Source organism: Microlunatus sagamiharensis, from assembly GCF_900105785.1.
In the GTDB taxonomy this organism is placed as follows: Bacteria; Actinomycetota; Actinomycetes; order Propionibacteriales; family Propionibacteriaceae; genus Microlunatus; species Microlunatus sagamiharensis.
The window spans coordinates 833,649-856,088 of sequence record NZ_LT629799.1; the positions used below are offsets into that span (position 1 = coordinate 833,649).

Genomic DNA, 22,440 nt, shown 5'->3' on the forward strand with positions numbered 1-22,440 from the left:
TCTGCGCGGGCGCGCCCGTGGGCCTCAGGAGGTCCCGGCCAGGGTCGCCAGCAGGCCGAGGTGGTCGCTGCCGGGCATCCGCACCGTCTCCAGCGACGTCGCGGTGAGCCGGTCGTCGACGAGGACGTGGTCGATCGGCAGCAGCGGCGGGAAGGCCCGGTCCGCCGGCCAGGTCGGCACCCACCCGGCCCCCACGAGGTCCGCGGCGCTGCGCATGCCGTCGGCGCGCAGCCGCTGCAGCGGGGCGTGGTCGTCGATCGCGTTCAGGTCCCCGGCGACCACGAGCGGCATCGAGAGGTTGTCGCGCACCGCGGTCTCCAGCGCGGCGTGGTCGCCGGCGAAGGCACCGCCCGCGCAGTACGGGTTGCACGGGTGGACGCCGAGCAGGCGGAGCGGGGAGCGCCCGGGCACGTCGACCGTCATCACCCACTGCGTCGCGAGCGAGCCGGGGAGCGGTTCGGCGTCGGTCAGCGGGTAGCGGGAGAAGATCGTCGTGTCGCTGGGCGGGCCGCCGAGGGCGCCGACCGCGTACGGGAAGCGTGCGTCCCACCCCGGCGTCTGGAGCCGCTCGAGGAAGCCGCGGTCGGTCTCGCTGAGGACCACCACGTCGGCGCCGGAGGCGACCTCGCCGAGGCGTTCGGTGTCGGCCCGGCCGAGGTAGACGTTCTGGGCGAGCACCGTGAACGACGGGCCGACGACCGGCCGGTCGTCCGGCACGAAGAACGGGGCCACCCAGCTGACGTGCAGCGCCGTCAGCGCTGCGACGAGGACCGTCAGGAGGGCGACGGGTGCGCGCCGCCGGCTCAGGACCAGCGCGACGACCAGCAGCAGCAGGGCGAGCAGGTAGAGCGGCAGGCCGTACGGGACGAAGGACGCCAGCAGCGCGCCCAGGTCGTCGGTCGGCGCGCCGACGCGGAGCAGCGTCGTGCCCACGGCGGGCACGAGCAGCAGCAGCGCCGCCACGAGCGTCGCGCGTCGCCGGCGAGGGCGGGTGGGCGTGCTGTCCCAGGCCGGGCGTTCGGCGGTCCCGGCCCTCACGCGGCCCGGCGTGCCCGGCGGCGCAGCTGCTTAGTCATGCGGATCTCCTGCGGGTTCGGCTGGTAGCGGCACGGCCGGCGCTCGTCGGTCTCGGCCCAGCCGTGGCTGCGGAAGAAGGCCCGCGCCCCCGCGTTCCCCTCCAGCACCCACAGCGTGGCCTCGGGCTCGCCGCCGTCGTACATCTCACGAACGGCGAACTCGAGGAGTGCCGAGCCGTAGCCCCGGCGCGTCCGGTGGGGCGCGATCCCGAGGTGCAGCACCTCGCCGGAGGAGGAGAAGGCGACGTAGCCGAGCGCGTCCTCCTCGCGCTCGAGGACGAAGACCCGCGCCGACGGGTCGTGCAGGAGACGCCGCCAGCGGCTCGTGACCTCACCGACCGGGTAGGGGTGCTCCTCCGGCGGGAAGAGGTGCTCCAGGTGCTCCTCGCCCGCCGCCCGCTCGATCCGGGTCAGCAGCCGGGACTCGTCGGGGCGGGCTCGGCGGATCCGCAGCCCGGTCTCGGCGTCCTCCAGGGGCGGGTGGCGCAGCTCCAGCTCGTCGATCAGCTCGTGGGCGACCGCGTCGGCCCGGGTGAAGCGGCCCCGGCGCAGCGAGAAGTTCGACTTCTGCACGCACCACGCCTCGGCCACGCCGTCCTCGGAGCCGACCACGAGGCCGTTCTCCCCGGGCGCCACGAGCGTGATGTCGTGCCAGTCGAAGGAGCGCGACGAGAACGGGTTGCGCACGTGCACCCCGTCGTCGTCGGCGACCAGCCGCGGGTGCAGCCCGAAGCGCCAGGCGTAGAGGAGGGCGAGCAGCGCGAGGAGCCCCAGCGCGCCGGGGATCCACGGGGACCCTTCGCGCCGGTAGATCAGGTACGCGAGTCCCGCGACCGCGGCGGCGGCGAGCACGGCCAGCGCGACGACGGCGGTCAGCGTCGCGGGTGCAGCACGCCAGACGCGCCTCGGACCCACCACTGATGCGACACCTTCCCGACACCGACCGTTCAGCCGGACTGTAACGGTCGACGCCCCCGCTGCGTGGCTTCTGACGCCCTGCGGACGAAGCGTCCGGACCTGCACGGGCGCAGCACAGGGATCAGGTCGGCGACGAGGTTCAGGTGCGGACGGGCCGCGGGCCGGTCGTCCACAGGGCTGGTCGGGGAGGCGGTGCGCCGTCCACAGCCGCCCGTGCGGGCGGCACGGCGGGTGCGCACGTCCGTACAAGACCGGTGTGGCCCGACGACACCCTCCGCCCGACCCCGAGACCGCCGCCCTCGCCCGGGCGCGGCTGGCGCGTCTCCTCGGAGGTGGGGACGTCGGGCCGCGACGGGCGGCCGGGGTGCTCGACGACGACGCGACCGACCGTGTTCCTCGGGCCGCGGGGGTGCCGGGGGTGCAGGACGACGGTGCCGGGTCGTCGGAGCCCGGCCGCCCGGTCGGACCCGAGGACCTGGAGCCGGCCCGGCGGTTCACGCCGTGGCACCTGGCGGTCGTCGCCGCGGTCCTCGTGGTCGGGGTCGTGTGGGGCGGCTGGTCCTGGCTCCAGGCCCGGCCGGAGGCGGTCGCGGCGCCGAGCGTGGTGCAGAGCGCCGGTCCGACCAGCGCACCCTCCGTCCTGCCACCGTCTCCGGCACCCGGTGCGGGCTCGGCGGGTCCGGGGCCCGCCGGCCAGGGGGAGGCGAGCGCCGCCGGTCCCGTGGTGCACGTCCTGGGCGCCGTGCGGAGCCCCGGCCTCGTGCGCCTCGAGCCGGGCGCCCGGGTGGAGGACGCCATCGAGGCCGCCGGGGGCCTGCGTCGCGACGCCGACCCCGACGAGCTCAACCTCGCCCAGCCGCTGGAGGACGGCGTGCAGGTCGTCGTCGGCACGACGAAGCACCCGGCGGGGGAGGTGCGGGTCGCCGGTGCCGGTCCGGGTGGGTCGGGCTCGGGGGGTTCGGGCTCAGGGAGCTCCGGCGGCTCGTCGGGCTCGTCCGGCTCGTCCGGGTCCTCGGGGGCCGGCACCGGCTCGGTGGTGGACCTCAACCGGGCGAGCGTCACCGAGCTCGACGCGCTGCCCGGCGTCGGACCCGTGACCGCGCAGAAGATCCTCGACTGGCGCGAGCAGCACGGCCGCTTCTCCCGCGTGGAGGAGCTGCAGGAGGTCGACGGGATCGGTCCGAAGACGTACGCGCGGCTCGCCCCGCACCTGCGGGTGTGACCGCGGTCGTGGACGCGACCCCGGACGCGGGCGTCGCGCGCAGCGTGCACGACCTGCGCATGGTCGCGGTGGCCGCCGGAGCGTGGGCCGGGGCCGGGCTCGGGACGTCGGGCTCGGCGCTCGTGTGGGGCGCGGTGCTCGCCGTCGCGGCGCTGGTGGCCCTGGTGGCGTGGCGTCGTGGCTCGGTGCTGCTGGTCGCGGTGGCCGCCGCGCTCGCCGTGACGGGCGGGACGGGGGCCGTCCGGGCGGAGGTCCTCGCCTCCGGCCCGCTCGCCGGGCTGGCCGACGAGCGGGCCGTGGCCACGGTCGTCGTCGAGGTCCGCGGCGACGCCCGGGTGCACCCGGCGCAGGGCGTGCGCCCGGCCTACGCGAGCCTCCCCGGCCTCGCGGTCGCGGTGGACGGCCGAGGACGGGCCTGGCGGGTCCGCACGCCCGTGCTCCTGGTGGTCAGCGGCGCGGCCGTGGACGGCTGGAGCCGCTGGCCCGTCGGCACCCGGCTGCGGGCGGAGGCGCGGCTGGAGCGCGCCGACCCCGGCGACCCGTACGGCGCGGTCCTGCGCGTGCGAGGAGACGCGACGGTCGTCCGCGCGCCGCCCGCCTCGCTGCGGCTGGTCGAACGGGTGCGCCAGGGTCTGCGCACCTCGGTCGCCCACCGGGCGCCCGAGCCGCGCGCGCTCGTCCCGGCGCTCGTCCTGGGCGACACGTCGGCGCTCACCCCCGAGGTGGTGGACGACTTCCGCACCACCGGGCTCTCGCACCTCACCGCGGTGTCCGGGGCCAACCTGACGCTCCTGCTCGCCTTCTGCCTGGTGCTGGCGCGCTGGGTCGGGGTGCGCGGGCGGGTGCTGCGCGTCCTGGGCCTGGCCACGGTCGTCGTCTTCGTCGGGCTGTGCCGCACCGAGCCGAGCGTCCTGCGGGCGGCGGCGATGGGCCTGGTCGCGCTCGCGGCGCTGGGCGCCGGCGGGCGCGCGGCCGGGATGCGCCACCTCGCCGTCGCCGCGACCGGCCTGCTGCTGCTCGACCCCTACCTCGCCCGGTCGGTCGGCTTCGCGCTGTCGGTGCTGGCCAGCGGGGGCATCGTCTGGTGGGCGCGACCGTGGAGCTCGCTGCTCGGGCGGTGGCTGCCGCGCCTCGTCGCCGAGTCGGTGGCCGTGCCGCTCGCCGCGCACCTGGCCACGCTGCCCGTGGTCGCGGCGATCAGCGGCCGCGTCAGCGTGTCCGGGCTGCTGGCAAACGCGGTGGCCGGCCCGTTCGTCGGCCCGGCGACGGTGCTGGGGTTCGCGGCGGCCGCCGCCTCGCTGCTCAGCGCTCACCTGGCCGCGGTGCTGGGGTTCGGGGCCGCGTGGTCGGCGCAGCCGGTCCTCTGGGTGGCGCACGCGGGCGCCGCGCTGCCCGGGTCGGCCCGTGACTGGCCGGCCTCGCCCTTCGCGCTCGGCTGGCTGGGTGCCGCTGCGCTGGCGGCCGGGCTGGTCATGCCGTTCGTGCTCGTGCGGCGCCGCTTGGTGGTCGCGCTCGCGCTGCTGATGGTCGTGGCCCTCGTCCTCCCGCCGCGCCGGCCGGGCTGGCCGCCGCCGGGCTGGGCGCTCGTGGCCTGCGACGTGGGTCAGGGCGACGGCCTCGTCCTGCGGGCGGGCCCGCACGACGCGGTCGTCGTCGACACCGGCCCCGACCCGGCCGTCCTGCAGCGCTGCCTGGCTGAGCTGGGCGTGCGGCGGGTGCCGCTGCTGGTGCTGACGCACTTCCACGACGACCACACCGGCGGGCTCGACGGCGTCCTCGGGACCCGTCCCGTCGGGCAGGTCTGGGTCTCGCCGCTCGCGTCGCCGAGCGGGGAGGCGACCCGGGTGCGAGCGGAGGCCGCCCGCCTCGGGGTGCCGGTGGTCACCCCGGCCGTGGGCGCCGGCGGCAGCGTCGGCGAGGTGGCGTGGCAGGTCCTCGGGCCGCTGGCCGGACCGGCCGCGGACGTGGCCGCCGAGGACGAGTCGGGCCGGGAGAACGACGCCAGCCTGGTGGTCATGGCGACCGTGGGCGGCGTGCGCGTCCTGCTCACCGGGGACGTGGAACCGGCGGGCCAGGAGGCCATCGTCGCCGCGGGGGCCGACCTGCACGCGGACGTGCTCAAGGTGCCCCACCACGGGTCGTCACGGCAGGACCAGGCGTTCCTCGCCGCGACCCACGCCCGGGTCGCGGTCGCCAGCGCCGGGGTCGACAACGACTACGGCCACCCGGCGCCGAGCACGGTCGCACGCCTGCGTGGGCTCGGGATGCAGGTCCTCGCCACCAACGAGCACGGCAGCGTCGCGCTCGAGGCGAAGGACGGGCGCCTGCTCGTGGCGACCGAACGGTGAGCGGTCCAGCGGAGGTCGGGTCGGTGGTGCGGTCCTCAGCGCGCGGCCGTGAGCCCGGTGACGGGGTCGAGCCGGAGCCGCCGGCTGCCGCACGTCAGCACGACGACGTCGCCGGGTTCACCGGGGGTCGTGGCAGCCGAGGCCGGGTCGGGCTGCCCGCCGGCGAAACGCGCGCGCACCTCCCGCTTGTCCCCGCAGACGAAGCGCCACAGGGCGGGGCCGCCGCGCAGCGGCACCGCGACGACCTGGTCGGCCGTGCGGTCGAAGCGGTTGGTGCCGGCGAGCACGACGACGTCGCCGTAGCGGGCGCCCACGAGCGGGCGGGGCTCGCCGGCCGGGCCGAGGGAGCCGGACAAGCCCGTCGGGAGGCGGGGGAGCGTGGACCCGACCGTGCCCTCGTCGTCGTCGGAGGACCCGGTTGGCCCGGGGCGGCGGAGCGCGACCGGCGACACGGAGACGCCGGTCTCGCTGGTCCCGACCTGGTGGTAGCCCGAGAAGGTCGCCACGGTGTCGCAGCCGGAGCCGCTGACCGCGACCGTCTGCGTCGGGGTGGCGGACGGCGCGTCGGCGGCGGGCGGGTAGACCCAGGTGGCGCAGGTGAAGTGAAGCTCCTCGACCGGGCTGCCGTAGCGCAGCTCGGTGACCCGCTGAGCCGCCACCGTCTGGGCCGTCCACCAGAGCTCGAGCACCGCGACGACGCAGAGCGCGAGGGCGGCGTACCAGCGCCACCGGCGGCGGGCGCCCCGTGGCCAGCACTGGACGACGAGCCAGACGAGCACGCCGAGGAGGGCGCCGAAGAGCCAGAGCCGCACCGAGGCGGAGGTGAGCAGGGCAGCGAACCTCAACCCCTCGGTGTTGGCGGCGAGCGCCTGCGCCTCGCGGCGCAGGTCTGGCGCGAGGAGCCAGCGCCCGACGGCGAGCGGCCCGGGCAGCAGCAGCACCCAGGCGACCACGAGGACGGACCCCGTGCGGCTGGTGACGGGCCGGCGCGGCGCCAGTCCGGCGACCAGCGCGTGCGAGACTGCCCACGCGGTCGAGGTGAGCCACACCAGCAGCCCGATGACGGCGAGGGCGGTCGCGCCGGGGCCGGCCACCAGCTGGAGCAGCAGCGAGCCCAGGGCGACGAGCGAGCCGACCAGGGCGGGCAGCAGGAGCCAGACGCGGCCGAGGTGCTGGCCGCGCCGGACCAGGAGCGTCAGGGCGGCGCTGCAGACGAGCAGGAGCCCCGCGCCGAGCGGCCGGTCGAGCAGCGACAGGGGTCCGAGCTGCTGCAGCCACCAGTCGTGGGCGGGGAGCGCCCCGGTCTCGGGCACGCCGCGACCGACGACGACGAGCCACTGGACGCCGAGCAGCAGCGCCAGCGGGACCGTGGCGGCGAGCCGGACCGTGCGTCGGACCTGCGCGAGCTCATGTCCTGGCCACGGGGACCCGAGGACGGGCTCGACCTCGCGCTTGCTCGCGTACGCGTGGGTGAGGGTCACGGCGTCGCGGCCGGCCGGACCGGCAGGGTCAGGGCGCCGCCCGGCAGGGCTGCGGGCACGGCCGGTCGGCCGTGGCCCTCGGTCGGCCAGTCGACGTCGACGACCTCGAGCGCCGTGCGTCCGAGGGCGCCGCCGAGCAGGACGTGCGGCAGCGACTCGTCGAGGACGACGCCGAGGCTCAGGTCGGTGAGGTCGGCCAGGGTGCGCCGCCGCACGGCGTCGGTCGTGCGGGCCGACAGCTCCCGGGCGAGCCGGTCCAGCAGCCGCTCGCCGAGACCGTCGAGCGTGTCGGGTCCCCCGGGTGCTCCCGGGCGTGGCGGTCCTCCGTCGCCGGCCGCGTCGCGCAGGCGCGCGTCGGTGTCCACGAGGTCGTGCAGCGCCGAGGGTGCGTCCACGAGGGCGACCCCGAGGAGCAGCTCGACCTGGTGCACCGTCCGGGCGTCGAGGGTGTCGAAGGGGCCCAGGCGCAGGCGGACGTCGACCGGCTCGTGGGTGAGGACCGCGTACGAGGCGCGGGTACGGGGGAGCAGCGGCGGCAGCACCAGGCTGCCGGCAGACAGCACCTCGACGGGTGCGCCCTCGCGCTGCAGCAGCACCGAGGTGCGCTCCGCGACGTAGCCCACCGTGTCGACGCGGTGGGCCGCGCTGACGAGCCGGGTGGGGAGGGCCGGGACGGCTCCGGAGGCGGCCTCCGCGTCCGCGCGTCGGCGCAGGACCCGCAGGAGCAGGACCTCCAGCAGCGGCGCGACCACGACGACCCCCTCGTCGGACGGACCCGACCTCCGGCGAGCCAGGTATACACCGGCCCGACGGCACGCGCCCGGTCCTGGCGTCCGAGGGCGGTGGGCGTGTCGGTGGGTCCTGGCATGCTGTCGCCCGTGGCCGCGTCGAGAGCTGGGTCGAGATCTGCTCCCCGGGCCGGGGCGCGGTCCACGGGGTCGCCGTTCGGCCGCACGACCCTCGTCGCAGGGCCCGAGGGGCTGCTGGCCGACCGCGCCGTCGCCGACCTCCTGGCCCGCGCCCGCAAGGAGTCGCCCGAGGTCGAGGTCAGCAGCACCGAGGCCGCCTCGCTCGACGGGTCCCGGCTGACCGAGCTCAGCGGGTCGTCGCTGTTCGCCACCCGCAAGGCCGTGGTGGTCACCGACCTCGCGAACCTCTCGCCCGACGTCGCGCCCGACCTGCTCGACGTCGTCAGCGCCGCGCTGCCCGACGTCGCCCTGGTGCTCGTCCACGGCGGCGGGCAGAAGGGCAAGGGCGTCCTCGACAAGCTCAAGGCCCTCGACGTGGTCGTCGTCGACTGCCCGCCGGTCAAGACCTGGGAGCTGCCGCAGTTCGTGGCCGCCGAGATCCGGCACGCGGGCGGGACGGCCGACGCCGGGGCCGCGCAGGCGCTCGTCGACGCGGTCGGCGCCGACCTCCGGGCGCTCGCCGCCGGGGCCTCGCAGCTCGTCTCCGACACCGAGGGGCACGTGCGCGCGGAGGACGTGCGGCGCTACTTCGGCGGCCGGGCCGACGTCACGAGCTTCGCGGTCACCGACTCCGTGCTGGCCGGCAACACGGGTGCGGCGATGGAGCAGCTGCGCTGGGCGCTGACGACCGGGGTGCCGCCGGTCCTGGTGACGAGCGCGCTCGCCTCCGGGATCCGTGGGCTCGGCAAGCTCCTGGGGGCCCCGCCCGGGCAGCGCGACGTGGACCTGGCCCGCGAGGTCGGCGTCCCGCCGTGGAAGCTCAAGACCCTCCGGGCGCAGGCCCGCGGCTGGGACTCCCGGGGGCTCGCGGTCGCCCTGCGCGCCGTGGCGACCGCCGACGCCGACGTCAAGGGTGCGGCCGAGGACGCGGCGTTCTCCCTGGAGCGCGCCCTGCTCGCGGTGGCGGCGGCCCGCCGGAGCTGAACGCCCGGACGCGTGCCGAGGCCGAAGCGCTCGGCGCGAGGTCCGGACGCACGACGTCCCGGCCACCCATGGGGTGACCGGGACGACGGTGGAGCGTAAGGAGCGCGGGCGCGCTCAGACCAGGCTGGCCGCCTGGCTCGCGATGGCCGACTTGCGGTTCGCGGCCTGGTTGGCGTGGATGACGCCCTTCGAGGCGGCCTTGTCGAGCGCGCGGTTGGCGGCGCGAGCGGCCAGGGTCGCCTTCTCGACGTCGCCGGCCTCGGCGGCCTCGCGAAAGCGGCGGACGTGGGTGCGCAGGGCCGACTTGACGGCCTTGTTCTTCTGGCGCGCCTTCTCGTTCGTCTTGATGCGCTTGATCTGGGACTTGATGTTGGCCACGGGGCGTCTGATCCTTGCGGGTGTGCGGAGCGGTCTGCTGGCAGAAGTCTGAGCGCCTGGCTCGCAGGCACGATCTGACAGACTACCAGCGTGTCCCCGTGGGGCCCAACCTCGCGAGCGGCGGGGGTGCTGGGCCAGGCGTGGAATGATTCCGTGGTGATCCCTGCCCCGACTCCCGGCCGCACCGATCCCTCGCTGATCCGCAACTTCTGCATCATCGCGCACATCGACCACGGCAAGTCGACGCTGGCCGACCGGATGCTCGGGATCACGGGGGTCGTCGACGCACGCTCCGCCCGCGCCCAATACCTCGACCGCATGGACATCGAGCGCGAGCGCGGCATCACCATCAAGTCCCAGGCCGTGCGGCTGCCCTGGCGGCCCTCGACCGCCTCGGACGCGGACGCCCCGCACATCCTCAACATGATCGACACCCCGGGCCACGTGGACTTCACCTACGAGGTCTCGCGCTCGCTCGCCGCGTGCGAGGGGGCCGTGCTGCTCGTCGACGCGGCGCAGGGCATCGAGGCGCAGACCCTCGCGAACCTCTACCTCGCCCTCGAGGCGGACCTGCACATCATCCCGGTGCTGAACAAGATCGACCTGCCGAGCGCGCAGCCCGACAAGTACGCCGCCGAGCTCGCCGGGATCATCGGCTGCGACCCCGGCGACGTGCTGCGGGTCTCGGCCAAGACCGGGACGGGCGTCGACGCCCTGCTCGACGCCATCGTCGCCCAGGTCCCGGCCCCGGTCGGCGACCCGGACGCGCCGGCCCGCGCGCTGATCTTCGACTCCGTCTACGACACCTACCGCGGCGTCGTGACCTACGTCCGCGTGGTCGACGGCGAGCTGAACCAGCGTGAGCAGGTCCAGATGATGTCGACCCGGTCGACCCACGAGGCCCTCGAGGTCGGGGTCATCTCCCCGGAGCCGGTCAAGTCGCCCTCGCTCGGCGTCGGCGAGGTGGGCTACCTGATCACCGGGGTCAAGGACGTCCGGCAGTCGCGCGTCGGCGACACGGTCACGCAGACCTCGCGCCCCGCGACCCAGGACCTCGGCGGCTACAAGAACCCCAACCCGATGGTCTACGCCGGGCTCTACCCGATCGACGCCTCCGACTACCCCGAGCTGCGCGAGGCGCTGGACAAGCTCCAGCTCAACGACGCGGCGCTGACGTACGAGCCGGAGACCTCCGGCGCGCTCGGCTTCGGCTTCCGGATCGGCTTCCTCGGCCTGCTCCACATGGAGATCGTGCGCGAGCGGCTCGAGCGCGAGTTCAACCTCGACCTGATCTCCACGGCACCGAGCGTCGTCTACCGCGTCGTGCTCGAGAACGGCACCGAGCTGACGGTGACCAACCCGTCGGAGTACCCGACGGGCGGCAAGATCGCCGAGGTCTACGAGCCCGTGGTCAAGGCGACGATCCTCACCCCGGTCGACTTCATCGGCACGATCCTCGAGCTGTGCCAGACGCGCCGCGGGGTGCAGCACGGCATGGAGTACCTCTCGGCCGACCGCGTGGAGATCCGCTACACGCTGCCCATGGCGGAGATCATCTTCGACTTCTTCGACGCGCTGAAGTCGCGGACCAAGGGCTACGCGAGCCTCGACTACGAGCTGGACGGCGAGCAGGAGTCCGATCTGGTCAAGGTCGACGTGCTGCTGCAGGGCGAGCCGGTCGACGCCTTCTCCGCGATCGTGCACAAGGACAAGGCGTACGCGTACGGGCTGATGATGGCGGGCAAGCTCAAGCAGCTCATCCCGCGCCAGCAGTTCGAGGTGCCGATCCAGGCGGCCATCGGCGCCCGGGTCATCGCGCGCGAGACGATCAGCGCGATCCGGAAGGACGTCCTCGCCAAGTGCTACGGCGGTGACATCACCCGCAAGCGCAAGCTGCTGGAGAAGCAGAAGGAGGGCAAGAAGCGGATGAAGATGGTCGGCCGCGTCGAGGTCCCCCAGGAGGCGTTCGTCGCCGCGCTCGCGACGACGGAGGCCGCGCCCAAGAAGTGAGCCGCCGGTGAGCGCCGCGACGGACGGCGGCGTCGAGGAGGCCGAGGCCCGGCGGCGCCACATCCAGGCGCTGCTCGCCCGGCCCTCGAGCTCGGGCAGCCGCCGGCTGCTCGTCTGCGCCGGCGTCGGCCTGGTCGTCGCGGTCGGGCTCGTCCTGGCCGGGCTGCTCCGCTACGCCGTCCTCGCCGGCCTGATGTCGGTGGCCGGGACGTACGTGGTGTGGACCTACCTCGCGCTGCGCCGCTTCAAGGGGCAGGGCACCCGGGCCCACGCCCAGCGGGAGGACCCGCGCTCGGGGTTGCGGCAGGTCGCGGCGACGCTGGTGATCCTGGGCAACCTGGCCGCCGTCGTGACGCTGCTGGTGCTGGACAAGAGCAGGGACGCCGACGTCGACGCCGTCCTCGCGGTCGTGGCCGTGGTGCTGTCCTGGTTCCTGCTGCACACGCTCTACGTGCCGCACTACGCACGCCTCTTCTACGGCCCGCCGGAGCACGGCCTCCCGGCCCTGGTGCTCACCGAGCCGGGGACTGAGGAGGAGGTGCGCGTCGCCGGCGGCATCGACTTCAACGCACTGGGCTACTGGCCCGCGTACGCCGATTTCGTCTACTTCGCCTTCAACCTGGGGATGACCTTCCAGGTCTCCGACACCTCGGTCTCGCACCCCGCCGTCCGGCGCCTGGTGCTCGGCCACTGCCTGCTGTCGTACTTCTTCGCCACCGCCATCACGGCGACGGTGCTCAACCTCGTCATCGGCCTGGTGTCCTGACCCTTCTGAGCCCGGCCCTCGCCCGCGACGACGAAGGCGTCGGACCAGAGCGCGGGCCGCGTCGGAGCGGAGCGACGACAGAAGACTCGCTCAGTCGATCCCGGAACGTTCAACGCCCTGCACCAGCTGGCGCTGCAGCACGACGAAGACGACCAGCACCGGCAGGATCGCGACCGCCGAGCCCGTGAAGACCTGGGCGGTGTCGACGCGCTGCGAGGACGTGTACGCGCTCAGCGCGACCTGGACGGTGCGGTAGGCCGGGTCCTGACCGATGAGCAGCGGCCAGAGGAACGAGTTCCAGGCGTTGAGGAACGTGATGGTGCCGACGGCGGCGCAGATGCCCCACGCGTTCGGCAGCACGACGCGGGTGAACGTGCGCCAGCGCCCGGCGCCGTCGATCGCCGCGGCCTCCTCGAGCTCGACCGGGAAGCCGGAGAAGAACTGACGGAACAGGAAGGTGGCGAAGGCCGAGAACAGCACCGGCACCACGAGCCCGCGCAGGCTCGAGATCCAGCCGAGGCTCGACACCATGACGAACGTCGGCACGAAGGTCACCGTCGTCGGCACCATCAGCGTGAGCACGGTCAGTCCGAGGACGAGGCGGCTGGCCCGCGAGGGAACTCGCGCCAGGCCGTAGCCGGCCATGGCCGAGATCGCCACGGTCAGCACCGTCTGGAGCACCGAGACCACCGCGGAGTTGAGCAGGCTGCGGGCGAAGCGGACGTTCTGGTCGGCGAAGAGGCGACGCAGGTTGTCCAGCGAGGGGTCTGCGGGCCACCACACCCACGAGGCCGACGCGAGCTCGGCCGGCGTGGCGAGCGCGTTGCGCAGGATCACGTAGAAGGGCAGCAGGAAGACCAGCGCGAGGGCGGAGAGCAGCACGTACCGGGCGGCGTCGCGCCCGCGGCGGCGGGGACCGCGCGTCACCAGGGTGCTCACGAGCGCCGACCTCTCCGAGGCCCTTCGACAGAGCCTGTGCTGAGCCTGTCGAAGGGCTCAGGGGGCGTCTTCCGCCGACGCGTTCTCGCACCGTCGCCCCGCTCGCGCAGCGCCCGCAGCTGACCGATGCCGAGCACCGCGACGACGACGGTCAGGATCACCGTGCCGGCGCTGCCGAGGCCGAGGTCCTGGGTGCCCTGGCCGAGCGAGACCAGGTAGAGGTAGACCAGCGGCGGACGGGCGTAAGGCGGGTAGGTCCCGACCTGGGTGAGGGTGTTGTAGAACTCGTCGAAGGCCTGGAACGCGCCGACGGTGAGCAGCAGCAGCACGGCGACGGAGGTCGCCCGCAGTTGCGGCAGCGTGATCCAGCGGACGACGCGCCAGCCGGTGGCGCCGTCGAGCGCGGCGGCCTCGTAGGTGTCGGTCGGGATGCGCTGGAGCCCGGCGAGGAACAGCACCATGTAGAAGCCGGCCTGCAACCACAGCCGCAGCGTCACGAGCACGACCCAGTAGAGGTAGTGCTCCCCGCTGAGCCAGCCGACGGGCTCGAGCCCGAGCGCGCGCAGAGCCGAGTTGACCAGCCCGAACCGCGCCCCGTTGAAGATCGACAGCCGCCAGACCAGGGCCGCGACGACGTACGAGCAGGCGGTCGGCAGGAAGAAGGCCGAGCGGAAGAACGCCTGCGCGACCCGGGCCGGGGCGACGAGCAGCGCCAGGCCCAGCGAGAGCGCGAACGTCGTCGGCACGATGAGCACGGCGAAGCCGACGAAGGTCGCCATGCTGAGCAGGAACTCGCGGCTGGTGAGCAGGTAGGCGTAGTTGCCGAGCCCGACGAACGAGGTCGGCGTCACCGTGTTGCGCGCGTCGAAGAACGACAGGTAGACGCTCCACAGCACCGGGACGTAGACGAACACCAGCAGCCCGACCACGAACGGTCCGGTGAAGACCCAGAACCACAGCCGGTCGGAGCGTCGGCGTGCGCCGGGGCGGAGCGTCGCCGCCGTGCTCACGGGAGCCTCAGCCCTTGGCGCGGGCGATCTCGGTCCTGGCCGTGGCCGCGACCTTGCCGATCTCGTCCTCGGGGTCCGCACCCTTGGTGATCACGCGGGTGAGCGCCGAGGTCAGGGCGTTCGAGAGCGCGGGCGTGAACAGCTTGCTCGGGGCGTGGCCGAGCTGGTCGACGAACCGCGCCGCCTCGGCGCCCGCCCCGGTCGCGATCTTGGTCGCCTGGGGCACCAGCCCCGGCTTGGCCGGGATGTGGGTGCCGTAGGAGTTCGAGAAGTCGACCTGGTCGGCCTCCGAGTCGACCCACAGCCACTTCACGAAGGCCCTGGCCGCCTCGGGGTCCTTGCCCTTGGCCGTCACGATCGAGCCGTACGAGCCGAAGGGGACCGCCGGTCGACCGTTGGCCCCGATCGCCGGGAAGGGCAGCACGCCGAAGTCGTCGCCGAGCGCGTCCTGCACGTCGGGCAGCGTCCACAGCCCGGTCCACTGCATCGCCGTCTCGCCGTTGGTCAGCGGGCTCGCGTCGAACCAGTCGGCGGAGGCGCTCTTGACCAGTGCGCCCGACGCTGCGAGGTCCCGGTACGCCGCGAAGGCCGCGTACCCGTCGGCGTCGTCGAAGCCGATCCCGCTGGAGTCGGCGTTCAGCTGCTCGTGGCCGGACGCCCAGACGAGCATCGAGGCGAGCACGGCGACGCCGGAGTCGTTGCCGGCGAAGAAGCCGCCCATGTCCTTGGTCGTGACGGCCTTGGCCGCCGCGACGAGGTCGGCGAAGGTCTGCGGCGGGGCGACCCCGGCCTTCTCCAGCACCGACTTGCGGTAGAAGACCATCTGCATGTCGACGGTCTGCGGGATCGCGTAGACCTTGCCCTCCCAGGTCATCGCGTCGAGGACCGGCTTGGAGAACTGGCTCGCGGCGTCGCCGAGGGTGTCGGTGAGGTCGACGACCTGGCCGGCCTTGATCATGTCGAGCGTCGGCCCGTTGCCGTACTCGAACACGTCGGGCACGTCGGCGGTCAGCAGCGCGGCGGAGGCGAGCTTGTCGTAGTCGCCCGGGTTCCACCGGACGTCGACCTGCGCCTGCGGGTACGCGGCCGCGTAGCGCTTGACCGCCGCCTCGACGCCGTCCTCGCCGTACTCGTGGTACCACTGCGACAGCGTCGGCCGGGCACCGCCGGAGGTGCCGCCGGACGCGCTCGAGGAGCTGTCGGCGCCGGGACGGCCGGTGTTGCTGCCGCAGCCGGCGAGCCCGGCGGAGCCGAGGCCGGCGACGAGCGCGGAGGCACCGAGGCCGGACAGGAACCGGCGGCGGGGGAGCCCCGACGCGGTGGACGGAATACCCATGCGGCGGACTCTAGTTGGGCTCACTGACGATCCCGGGCGCCGGACCCGGGGCGGAGGGTGGAGTCATGCGCGCGCTGGTCTACGAGTCCTACGGCAGCCCCGCGGAGGTGCTGCACGTCGGCGAGGCGCCCGAGCCGCACGCCGGGCCGGGCCAGGTGCGCGTCCGGGTCCGGGCCGCCGGCGTCAACCCGGTCGACTGGAAGCTGATGGGTGGCGCCATGGCCGGCGGTGCGCCGCTCGAGGACCCGGTCGTGCCCGGCTTCGACGCGGCCGGCACGGTCGACGAGGTGGGCGAGGGCGTGACCGGCGTCGCCGTCGGCGACGAGGTCCTCGGGCTGGGCAGCGGGGCGCAGGCCGAGCTGTCGGTGCTGTGGGCGTGGGCGCCCAAGCCGGCCGAGATCGACTGGAGCGTCGCCGCGGCCGCCCCGACCGCGGTCGAGACCACCGAGCGGGCCCTGCGGCTCGTCGGGGTCGAGCCGGGCCAGATCGTCTTCGTCGACGGCGGGGCCGGCGGCGTCGGGGCGGTCGCGGTGCAGATGGCGGTGGCCCAGGGCCTGACCGTGGTCGCCTCGGCGAGCGAGGCCAACCAGGGCTACCTGCGCGAGCTCGGCGCCACGCCGGTCGTCTACGGCGACGGCCTCGTCGAGCGGGTGCGGGCGGCCGCGCCGGGCGGCGTGGACGTCGTCTACGACGTGGCCGGCAAGACTCCCGTCGAGGACCTCCTCGCCCTGGCCCCGCAGCCCGGCAAGGTCGTCTCCATCGCCAACTTCACGCTGCCCCAGCACGGCGGCATCAGCACCGGCGGCGGGCAGCCCGGCGAGCGTCGCGGTCCGGAGTCGATGGCGCTGGCCGCCGACCTGCTGCGTCGCAACGCCGTCGTGATCAAGGTCCAGACGTTCCCCTACGAGCGCGCCGCCGAGGCGTACGCGACGAGCACCTCCGGCCACGTGCGCGGCAAGCTCGTGCTGCTGCCGTGACCCGGCCCGTCCGGGGGGCGTGAGCGTGCCGTCCGCGCTGCCGCTCGGCGACCCCGCCCCCGCCGACGGGCACCTGCCCGCCGAGGTCCGCGGGGCCGTCGGCCAGACGCCCCTCGCCGTCTACCTGCACGTGCCCTTCTGCACGACGCGGTGCGGCTACTGCGACTTCAACACCTACACCGCACCCGAGCTCGGGCCCGACCCGGGCGCGAGCCGCGCCGGCTACGTCGAGCGTGCGATCGGCGAGCTCGACCTCGCCCGTGAGGTGCTGGGCCCCGACGCGCCGCCGGTGTCGACCGTGTTCGTCGGCGGGGGCACGCCGACGCTGCTGCCGCCGGCCGACCTCGGACGGTTCCTCGCCGCGGTCGAGGAGCGCTTCGGCCTGGCCGACGACGCCGAGGTGACCACCGAGTCCAACCCGGACTCCGTCGACGCCGCGGGGCTGGCGCAGCTGCGGGAGGCCGGCTTCACGCGCGTGTCCTTCGGCATGCAGTCGGCGGTGCCGCACGTGCTGGCCACGCTCGACCGCGTCCACACGCCCGGCCGGGCCGCGCGTGCGGTCGCCGACGCCTGGGCCGCGGGCTTCGACCACGTCAGCCTCGACCTGATCTACGGCACCCCGGGGGAGTCGGCGCAGGACTGGTCGACGAGCCTGGACGCCGCGCTCGCGGCGGGCCCGGACCACGTCAGCGCCTACTCGCTGATCGTCGAGGAGGGCACCCGGCTGGCCACCCGCGTACGCCGCGGCGAGCTGCCGATGCCCGACGACGACGCGCTGGCCGACGCCTACCTCGCCGCCGACGACCGGCTGTCCGCGGCGGGCCTGACCGCGTACGAGGTGAGCAACTGGGCCCGCGACGACGCGGCGCGCTGCCGTCACAACCTCGCCTACTGGCGCGGCCACGACTGGTGGGGCGTCGGGCCCGGCGCCCACAGCCACGTCGCCGGGCTGCGCTGGTGGAACGTCAAGCACCCCGCCGCCTACGCTGCCCGCCTGGCCGCCGGCGAGTCGCCCGCCGCCGGCCGCGAGCTGCTCGACGCCGACCAGCGCCGGGTCGAACGGGTGCTCCTCGAGCTCCGGCTCGCCGAGGGGCTCGAGGAGGACGTCCTGACGGCGAACGAGCGCCGGCGCCTGCCCGACCTGGTCCGCCGCGGCCTGCTCGAGCCCGCGGATACGTCGCCGTCCGGCCGCGCGGTCCTCACCCGGTCCGGCCGGCTCCTCGCCGACGGCGTGGTCCGCGACCTGCTCGACTGAGCCCGCCGGGGAGACGCTCCCGCGCCGCTACCCTGGACGACCGTGCCCCCTGCCGAGCCCGCGACCGACCCGGGCGACCTCACCTCGCTCACGCCTGCCTCCTCCCGCGAGACCAAGGACGGCAAGAGCAAGGGCGGCAGCCTCTTCACCGTCATCCTGGCGTTCGCGGCCAACCTGGTCATCGCCGTGGCGAAGACGATCGCCGCCGTGCTCACCGGCTCGGCCTCGATGCTCGCCGAGGCCGCGCACTCGTGGGCCGACACCGGCAACGAGATCTTCCTGCTCATCGCCGAGCGGCGCTCGGGCCGGACCCGCGACGAGCAGCACCCGCTCGGCTACGGCCGGGAGGCGTACGTCTGGTCGATGTTCGCGGCCTTCGGGCTCTTCAGCGCCGGGGCGATCGTGTCGATCAGCCACGGCATCAGCGAGCTGCGCGACCCCGAGCCGGGCGGGGACTACGTGGTCGCCTACGTCGTGCTGGGGATCTCGTTCCTGCTCGAGGGCACGAGCTTCCTGCAGGCGCTTCGCCAGTCACGCAAGGACGCGAAGGCCTTCGGCCGCACCACGCTCGGCTTCGTCCTCAACACCTCCAACCCGACGCTGCGGGCGGTCTTCGCCGAGGACTCCGCGGCACTCGTCGGCATCCTCATCGCCGGGGCCGGGATCGTCCTGCACGAGGTCACCGGCAACGCGGTCTACGACGCCGCCGGCTCGATCGGGGTGGGCCTGCTGCTCGGGGCCGTGGCGGTCGTGCTCATCGACCGCAACCGCCGCTTCCTGATCGGCGAGGCGGTGCCCGCCGATGCCCGGGCGCGCGTCCTGGCCTTCATCCTGGCCCAGCCCGAGGTCGCCCGCGTCACCTACCTGCACCTGGAGTTCGTCGGGCCGTCGCGGCTCTACCTCGTCGCGGCGATCGACATCACCGGCGAGGCGAGCGAGACCACGGTCGCCTACCGGCTGCGCGAGGTGGAGCGCGAGCTCGAGGTCGAGGACGTCGTGGAGGAGGCGGTGCTCACGCTGAGCACGCCCGAGGAGCGCTCGCTCACGGCCTGACCTCAGGAGCGGGCGGTCACGAGCGCCAGCGCCTCGTCGACGCCGTCGACCACGTGCACCGCGTCGGCCATCGGCGAGTCGCGGGCCAGGGCCTCCAGCAGCGGCCAGGCGGGCAGCGTGCGCGTCCAGTGCTCCACGCCGAGCAGCACGAGCGGCGCGGAGCCGAGCCCGCGCGTGGCGTAGTAGCGGTCGTTCGCGGACTGGAAGACCTCCTGCACCGTCCCCGAGGCCCCGGGCGCGAACACGATCCCGCCGCCGCAGCGGTGCAGCAGCGTGTCCTCGCGCAGCGCGTTGGCGAAGTACTTGGCGATCTGCGTGCCGAAGACGTTCGTCGGCTCGTGGCCGTAGAACCAGGTCGGCACGCTCAGGCTGGTCCCGGCCCCCTCCGGCGACCAGCGCCGACGGACCGCGAAGGCCGCCCCGGCCCAGGCGTCGACGTCGACGGCGTAATCCGGCGACCCGGCGAGCTCGCCCAGCGCGCCGGCCAGGGCGTCGGCCCGCTCCCCGTCCGCGGCGTCGAGGTACGGGGCGAGGTAGGCGCCGAGGTTCGCCGCCTCCATGGCCCCCGGCCCGCCGCCGGTCAGGACGACCTTCCCGGCGCGTCCGAGCCCGGCACCGAGCCGCGCGGCGGCCGCGTAGGCCGGGTCGCCGCGTCGCAGCGCGTGCCCGCCCATCACTCCGACTACCCGGGCGGGGTCGAGCGGCCCGGTCGTGTCGTCCAGCGCGCCGTCGATGCTGTGGTCGTGCAGCGTCGCGGCCAGGTCCGCGGTCAGCGTCCGCCCGCGCCGCGACCGGCTCCACGCCCAGGTGGTCGCGTCGGGGCTCTGCGCGTAAGGCGGCTGCGTGCCCGAGGCGTCCACGCCGTAGAGCTCCTCGGGGGAGTAGAGCGTCGGCCGGTAGGGGTCGAAGGGCACGTCGGGCAGCGCGGGGAAGAGCAGCGCCCCGCGGGCGCGCAGGTCGGCGGCGACGTCGACGGGCTCGGTCGCGAAGCGGCAGCCGAGGAACACCGAGCCGCGCACGTCGCGGTGCAGCAGCTCGGCCGTCCGTCCGGTGAGGTCGAGCGAGGAGACGAACCAGTCCCGCAGCGCACCGGCTCGCGCCGAGCGCGCGTCGAAGGTGGCCAGGTCGTCGACCTCGACGCTGCGGGTGCTCACCCGTCCATCCTGGCGGCTGCCCGCCGGGAGCCGCAGCGGCGCACCGGAACGGCTGCGGCACGGCCTCGTCGGGAGCGCGGCTGCGGCGCCGGTAGCGTCGAGGGCATGGAAGAGCGCATCCTCGGTCGAACCGAACGTCCCGTGTCCGTCGTCGGCCTGGGCACCTGGCAGCTCGGCGCCGACTGGGGCGACGTCGAGGAGTCCGACGCCCTCGCGGTGCTCGACGCGGCCGTCGAGGCCGGGGTCACCGTCTTCGACACCGCCGACGTCTACGGCGACGGCCGCAGCGAGAGCCTGATCGGGCGCTACGTCGCCGATCACGACGACATCGACCTGACGGTGGCGACCAAGATGGGACGCCGCCTCGACCAGGTGCCCGAGAACTACGTCCTCGACAACTTCCGCGGCTGGGTCGACCGCTCGCGGCGCAACCTCGGCGTCGACCAGCTCGACCTCGTCCAGCTGCACTGCCCGCCCACCGCGGTCTTCTCCTCCGACGAGGTCTACGACGCGCTCGACACCCTCGTCGAGGAGGGCGCGATCGCCGCGTACGGCGTCAGCGTCGAGACCTGCGACGAGGCGCTCACGGCGATCAGCCGCCGGGGGACCGCGACGGTGCAGATCATCCTCAACGTGTTCCGCCGCAAGCCGCTCGACTTCGTGCTGCCCGCCGCGGCCGAGGCCGGGGTCGGGATCATCGCCCGCGTGCCCCTGGCCAGCGGCCTGCTGAGCGGCCGCTACGACGAGTCGACGAGGTTCGCCGCGGACGACCACCGCACGTACAACCGCCACGGCGAGGCCTTCGACGCCGGCGAGACGTTCTCCGGGGTGGACTACGCCACCGGCGTCCGCGCCGCGCAGGAGTTCTCCCGCCTGGTGGCCGACCTGCCGTTCGAGGCGACGCCCGCGCAGGCCGCGCTGGCCTGGGTCGTCCAGCAGGCCGGCGTCACCACCGTCATCCCGGGCGCCCGTTCGCCCGAGCAGGCCCGGGCGAACGCCGCCGCGGGAGAGCTGCCGCCCCTGGGGGACGACTTCCTCGCGGCCGTCGCCGACCTGTACGACCGCGACCTTCGGGAGGCCGTGCACCCGCGCTGGTGAGGCGCGGGCGCACGGTCCTCGCCCCGCCTAGCGGGGAGTGGCCAGCTGGGCGATCGACGGGAAGCCCAGGGGAGCCGTGTGCCAGGTGAGCGTCGAGGTGCCGGACGTGATCCGCACCCGCAGCCGGTGGGGCGTCTCGACGAGGACGACGTCGACGGCGAGGCCGTCGGCGTCGACCTCTGCCCGGCTGGCGACCAGCGCGCCCCGGCCGTCGCGCACGGTCAGGTCGGAGCGCAGCCAGCCGTCGCGGGCGACCGGCACGACCAGCTCGTCGCCGTTCTCGACGAGGCGCAGGACCCAGCCGTCGGTGGTCTCGTCGACCCCGGCCACGGCCAGGCCGCGCCCGTCGGCGCCGACCGGCGGCACGGCCACGTCGCCCAGCGGGTCGGGCCGGTCGGTGCGGATCGTCTGGTCGATGAGCCGGTCAGCCAGGGCCGCGTCGGCCTCGGCCGAGCCGGCGGCGTCGAAGGCGGGCAGCAGGTGCGCCCACGCGGCGTCCAGGACGCCCTGCATGTTCGCGGTCGCACCGGTCGTGACCAGCACGGCGTCCTGCTCGGGCAGCAGCACGACGAACTGCCCGTACGCCCCGTCGCCGCGGACGGTGCCGTGCCGGCCGCGCCAGAACTGGAAGCCGTAGCCCTGCCGCCAGTCGGGGTTCGGCTCGGCGGGGTTGGGGGTGTGCAGGCTCGTCGCGAGCGCGGCCCAGCCCTCCGGCAGGACCTGGCGGCCCGCGTACGTGCCGCCGGAGAGGTAGAGCTGGCCGAAGCGCGCGAGGGCCTCCGTGGTCAGGTGCAGCCCGCTGAACCCGATCTCGCGCCCCGCCGGGTGCTGGTCCCACGTGCCGGGCTCGACGCCGAGCGGCTCGAACAGCCGCGGGCGGAGGTAGTCGGTGAGCGTCTCGCCGCTGACCTCCTGCACGACGGCAGCCAGGGCGTGCGTGGCGCCGTTGTTGTAGCAGAAGACGCTGCCCGGGTCGGACTCCGGCTCGAGGGTGAGGAAGCCCTGGACGGTGTCGTGGGGGTCGGCTGCGTACGCGCGCTCGAGGGTGTCCTCGTGGTGCCCGGTGGCCATGGCCGCGAGGTCGCGCAGGGTGAGGGCCGCGGTGCGCGGGCCGACCTCCCCGCGCGGGGCGATGCGGTCGACCAGGCGGTCGGTGAGCTCCAGGCGGCCCTCGGCCACGGCGAAGCCCAGCGCGGTCGAGGTGAAGCTCTTGCTCAGCGAGTAGAGCAGGGTCTTGTCGTCCGGGGTGTACGGCGCCCACCAGCCCTGGGCGTACACGCGCCCGTGCCGCAGGAGGGCCAGGCTGTGCAGCTCCTGGTCCGGCGCGGCCGCGAGGGTGTCGAGGAAGGCCGTGACGCCGGCCGCGTCCACCCCCACCTCGCTCGGCTTGGCGGTGGGCAGGGCGAGGTCGTCGTCTCTCACCCGGCGAGGTTAGGCGTGGCCCTGCCGACGGGCGGGAGAGGGGCCGGGTGAGGCTTCAGATGAGGTGCGACCCGGGTGCGGCACGGCCGCACCCGGGTCCTCGTG

The 22,440-nt window shown here is 74.8% G+C and carries 19 protein-coding genes; 9 read left to right on the forward strand and 10 right to left on the reverse strand.

From position 1 onward, the window contains the following. Positions 1–24: 24 nt before the first annotated feature. A complete protein-coding gene (locus BLU42_RS03835; RefSeq protein ID WP_091073333.1) occupies positions 25–1,038 on the reverse strand; it encodes an endonuclease/exonuclease/phosphatase family protein in 1,014 nt (337 codons plus the stop codon). After that, positions 1,035–1,991, reverse strand: coding sequence for a GNAT family N-acetyltransferase (locus BLU42_RS03840; protein WP_231918425.1), 957 nt, complete (start codon positions 1,989–1,991; stop codon positions 1,035–1,037). Before BLU42_RS03840 ends, BLU42_RS03835 begins: the two co-directional genes overlap by 4 nt. 259 nt (positions 1,992–2,250) lie before the next feature. Here BLU42_RS03840 and BLU42_RS20815 point away from each other — a divergent pair, with 259 nt between their 5' ends. Both BLU42_RS20815 and BLU42_RS03850 read left to right on the forward strand, forming a co-directional pair. Continuing rightward, positions 2,251–3,216 carry a helix-hairpin-helix domain-containing protein gene (locus BLU42_RS20815; RefSeq protein WP_091073335.1) on the forward strand — a complete coding sequence of 322 codons (966 nt, stop codon included), beginning with the start codon at positions 2,251–2,253 and terminating at the stop codon, positions 3,214–3,216. Further along, positions 3,213–5,564 (forward strand): ComEC/Rec2 family competence protein, encoded by a 2,352-nt coding sequence (locus BLU42_RS03850; protein WP_091073336.1) that lies wholly within the window; start codon positions 3,213–3,215, stop codon positions 5,562–5,564. Before BLU42_RS20815 ends, BLU42_RS03850 begins: the two co-directional genes overlap by 4 nt. Before the next feature lie 35 nt (positions 5,565–5,599). Here BLU42_RS03850 and BLU42_RS03855 read toward each other — a convergent pair whose 3' ends face one another. Together BLU42_RS03855 and BLU42_RS03860 are read right to left on the reverse strand one after the other, a co-directional pair. After that, positions 5,600–7,045 carry a hypothetical protein gene (locus BLU42_RS03855; protein ID WP_091073337.1) on the reverse strand — a complete coding sequence of 482 codons (1,446 nt, stop codon included), beginning with the start codon at positions 7,043–7,045 and terminating at the stop codon, positions 5,600–5,602. Beyond that, positions 7,042–7,797: a hypothetical protein gene (locus BLU42_RS03860; RefSeq protein WP_091073338.1), complete on the reverse strand. Its 756-nt coding sequence runs from the start codon at positions 7,795–7,797 to the stop codon at positions 7,042–7,044. Before BLU42_RS03860 ends, BLU42_RS03855 begins: the two co-directional genes overlap by 4 nt. Before the next feature lie 114 nt (positions 7,798–7,911). Here BLU42_RS03860 and holA point away from each other — a divergent pair, with 114 nt between their 5' ends. Further along, the gene (gene holA / locus BLU42_RS03865; RefSeq protein WP_091079281.1) at positions 7,912–8,937 is read left to right on the forward strand and encodes a DNA polymerase III subunit delta; all 1,026 of its coding nucleotides are present in this window, start codon (positions 7,912–7,914) and stop codon (positions 8,935–8,937) included. Between the two features lie 114 nt (positions 8,938–9,051). Here holA and rpsT read toward each other — a convergent pair whose 3' ends face one another. Next, the gene (gene rpsT / locus BLU42_RS03870) at positions 9,052–9,315 is read right to left on the reverse strand and encodes a 30S ribosomal protein S20 (protein WP_091073339.1); all 264 of its coding nucleotides are present in this window, start codon (positions 9,313–9,315) and stop codon (positions 9,052–9,054) included. A 159-nt stretch (positions 9,316–9,474) separates the two neighbouring features. Here rpsT and lepA point away from each other — a divergent pair, with 159 nt between their 5' ends. Together lepA and BLU42_RS03880 are read left to right on the forward strand one after the other, a co-directional pair. Next, entirely contained in the window at positions 9,475–11,325 is a 1,851-nt protein-coding gene (lepA, locus tag BLU42_RS03875) for a translation elongation factor 4 (protein WP_091079285.1), read from the forward strand. Between the two features lie 7 nt (positions 11,326–11,332). Continuing rightward, positions 11,333–12,091: a DUF1345 domain-containing protein gene (locus BLU42_RS03880; protein ID WP_091073340.1), complete on the forward strand. Its 759-nt coding sequence runs from the start codon at positions 11,333–11,335 to the stop codon at positions 12,089–12,091. Positions 12,092–12,181: 90 nt separating this feature from the next. Here the strand turns inward: BLU42_RS03880 and BLU42_RS03885 are convergent, their stop codons facing one another. Genes BLU42_RS03885 through BLU42_RS03895 form a run of 3 tightly spaced genes read right to left on the reverse strand, consistent with a single transcriptional unit; the run spans position 12,182 to position 15,376 of the window. After that, a complete protein-coding gene (locus BLU42_RS03885; RefSeq protein ID WP_231918426.1) occupies positions 12,182–13,030 on the reverse strand; it encodes a carbohydrate ABC transporter permease in 849 nt (282 codons plus the stop codon). After that, positions 13,027–14,040, reverse strand: coding sequence for a carbohydrate ABC transporter permease (locus BLU42_RS03890; protein ID WP_157719757.1), 1,014 nt, complete (start codon positions 14,038–14,040; stop codon positions 13,027–13,029). The genes BLU42_RS03885 and BLU42_RS03890 overlap by 4 nt, the downstream gene beginning before the upstream one ends. A gap of 7 nt (positions 14,041–14,047) precedes the next feature. Next, positions 14,048–15,376 (reverse strand): ABC transporter substrate-binding protein, encoded by a 1,329-nt coding sequence (locus BLU42_RS03895; RefSeq protein WP_091073341.1) that lies wholly within the window; start codon positions 15,374–15,376, stop codon positions 14,048–14,050. A 65-nt stretch (positions 15,377–15,441) separates the two neighbouring features. Here BLU42_RS03895 and BLU42_RS03900 point away from each other — a divergent pair, with 65 nt between their 5' ends. Genes BLU42_RS03900 through BLU42_RS03910 form a run of 3 tightly spaced genes read left to right on the forward strand, consistent with a single transcriptional unit; the run spans position 15,442 to position 18,661 of the window. Beyond that, the gene (locus BLU42_RS03900; protein ID WP_091073342.1) at positions 15,442–16,353 is read left to right on the forward strand and encodes an NADP-dependent oxidoreductase; all 912 of its coding nucleotides are present in this window, start codon (positions 15,442–15,444) and stop codon (positions 16,351–16,353) included. A 25-nt stretch (positions 16,354–16,378) separates the two neighbouring features. Beyond that, positions 16,379–17,608: a radical SAM family heme chaperone HemW gene (hemW, locus tag BLU42_RS03905; protein ID WP_091079292.1), complete on the forward strand. Its 1,230-nt coding sequence runs from the start codon at positions 16,379–16,381 to the stop codon at positions 17,606–17,608. A gap of 42 nt (positions 17,609–17,650) precedes the next feature. Continuing rightward, entirely contained in the window at positions 17,651–18,661 is a 1,011-nt protein-coding gene (locus BLU42_RS03910; protein ID WP_091073343.1) for a cation diffusion facilitator family transporter, read from the forward strand. Positions 18,662–18,663: 2 nt separating this feature from the next. Here the strand turns inward: BLU42_RS03910 and BLU42_RS03915 are convergent, their stop codons facing one another. Beyond that, entirely contained in the window at positions 18,664–19,815 is a 1,152-nt protein-coding gene (locus BLU42_RS03915; protein WP_091073344.1) for a hypothetical protein, read from the reverse strand. A 105-nt stretch (positions 19,816–19,920) separates the two neighbouring features. Here BLU42_RS03915 and BLU42_RS03920 point away from each other — a divergent pair, with 105 nt between their 5' ends. After that, the gene (locus BLU42_RS03920; RefSeq protein WP_091073345.1) at positions 19,921–20,913 is read left to right on the forward strand and encodes an aldo/keto reductase; all 993 of its coding nucleotides are present in this window, start codon (positions 19,921–19,923) and stop codon (positions 20,911–20,913) included. Positions 20,914–20,940: 27 nt separating this feature from the next. Here BLU42_RS03920 and BLU42_RS03925 read toward each other — a convergent pair whose 3' ends face one another. Next, positions 20,941–22,335, reverse strand: a complete 1,395-nt coding sequence (locus BLU42_RS03925; RefSeq protein WP_091073346.1) for a serine hydrolase domain-containing protein — start codon at positions 22,333–22,335, stop codon at positions 20,941–20,943. Positions 22,336–22,440: the final 105 nt, after the last annotated feature.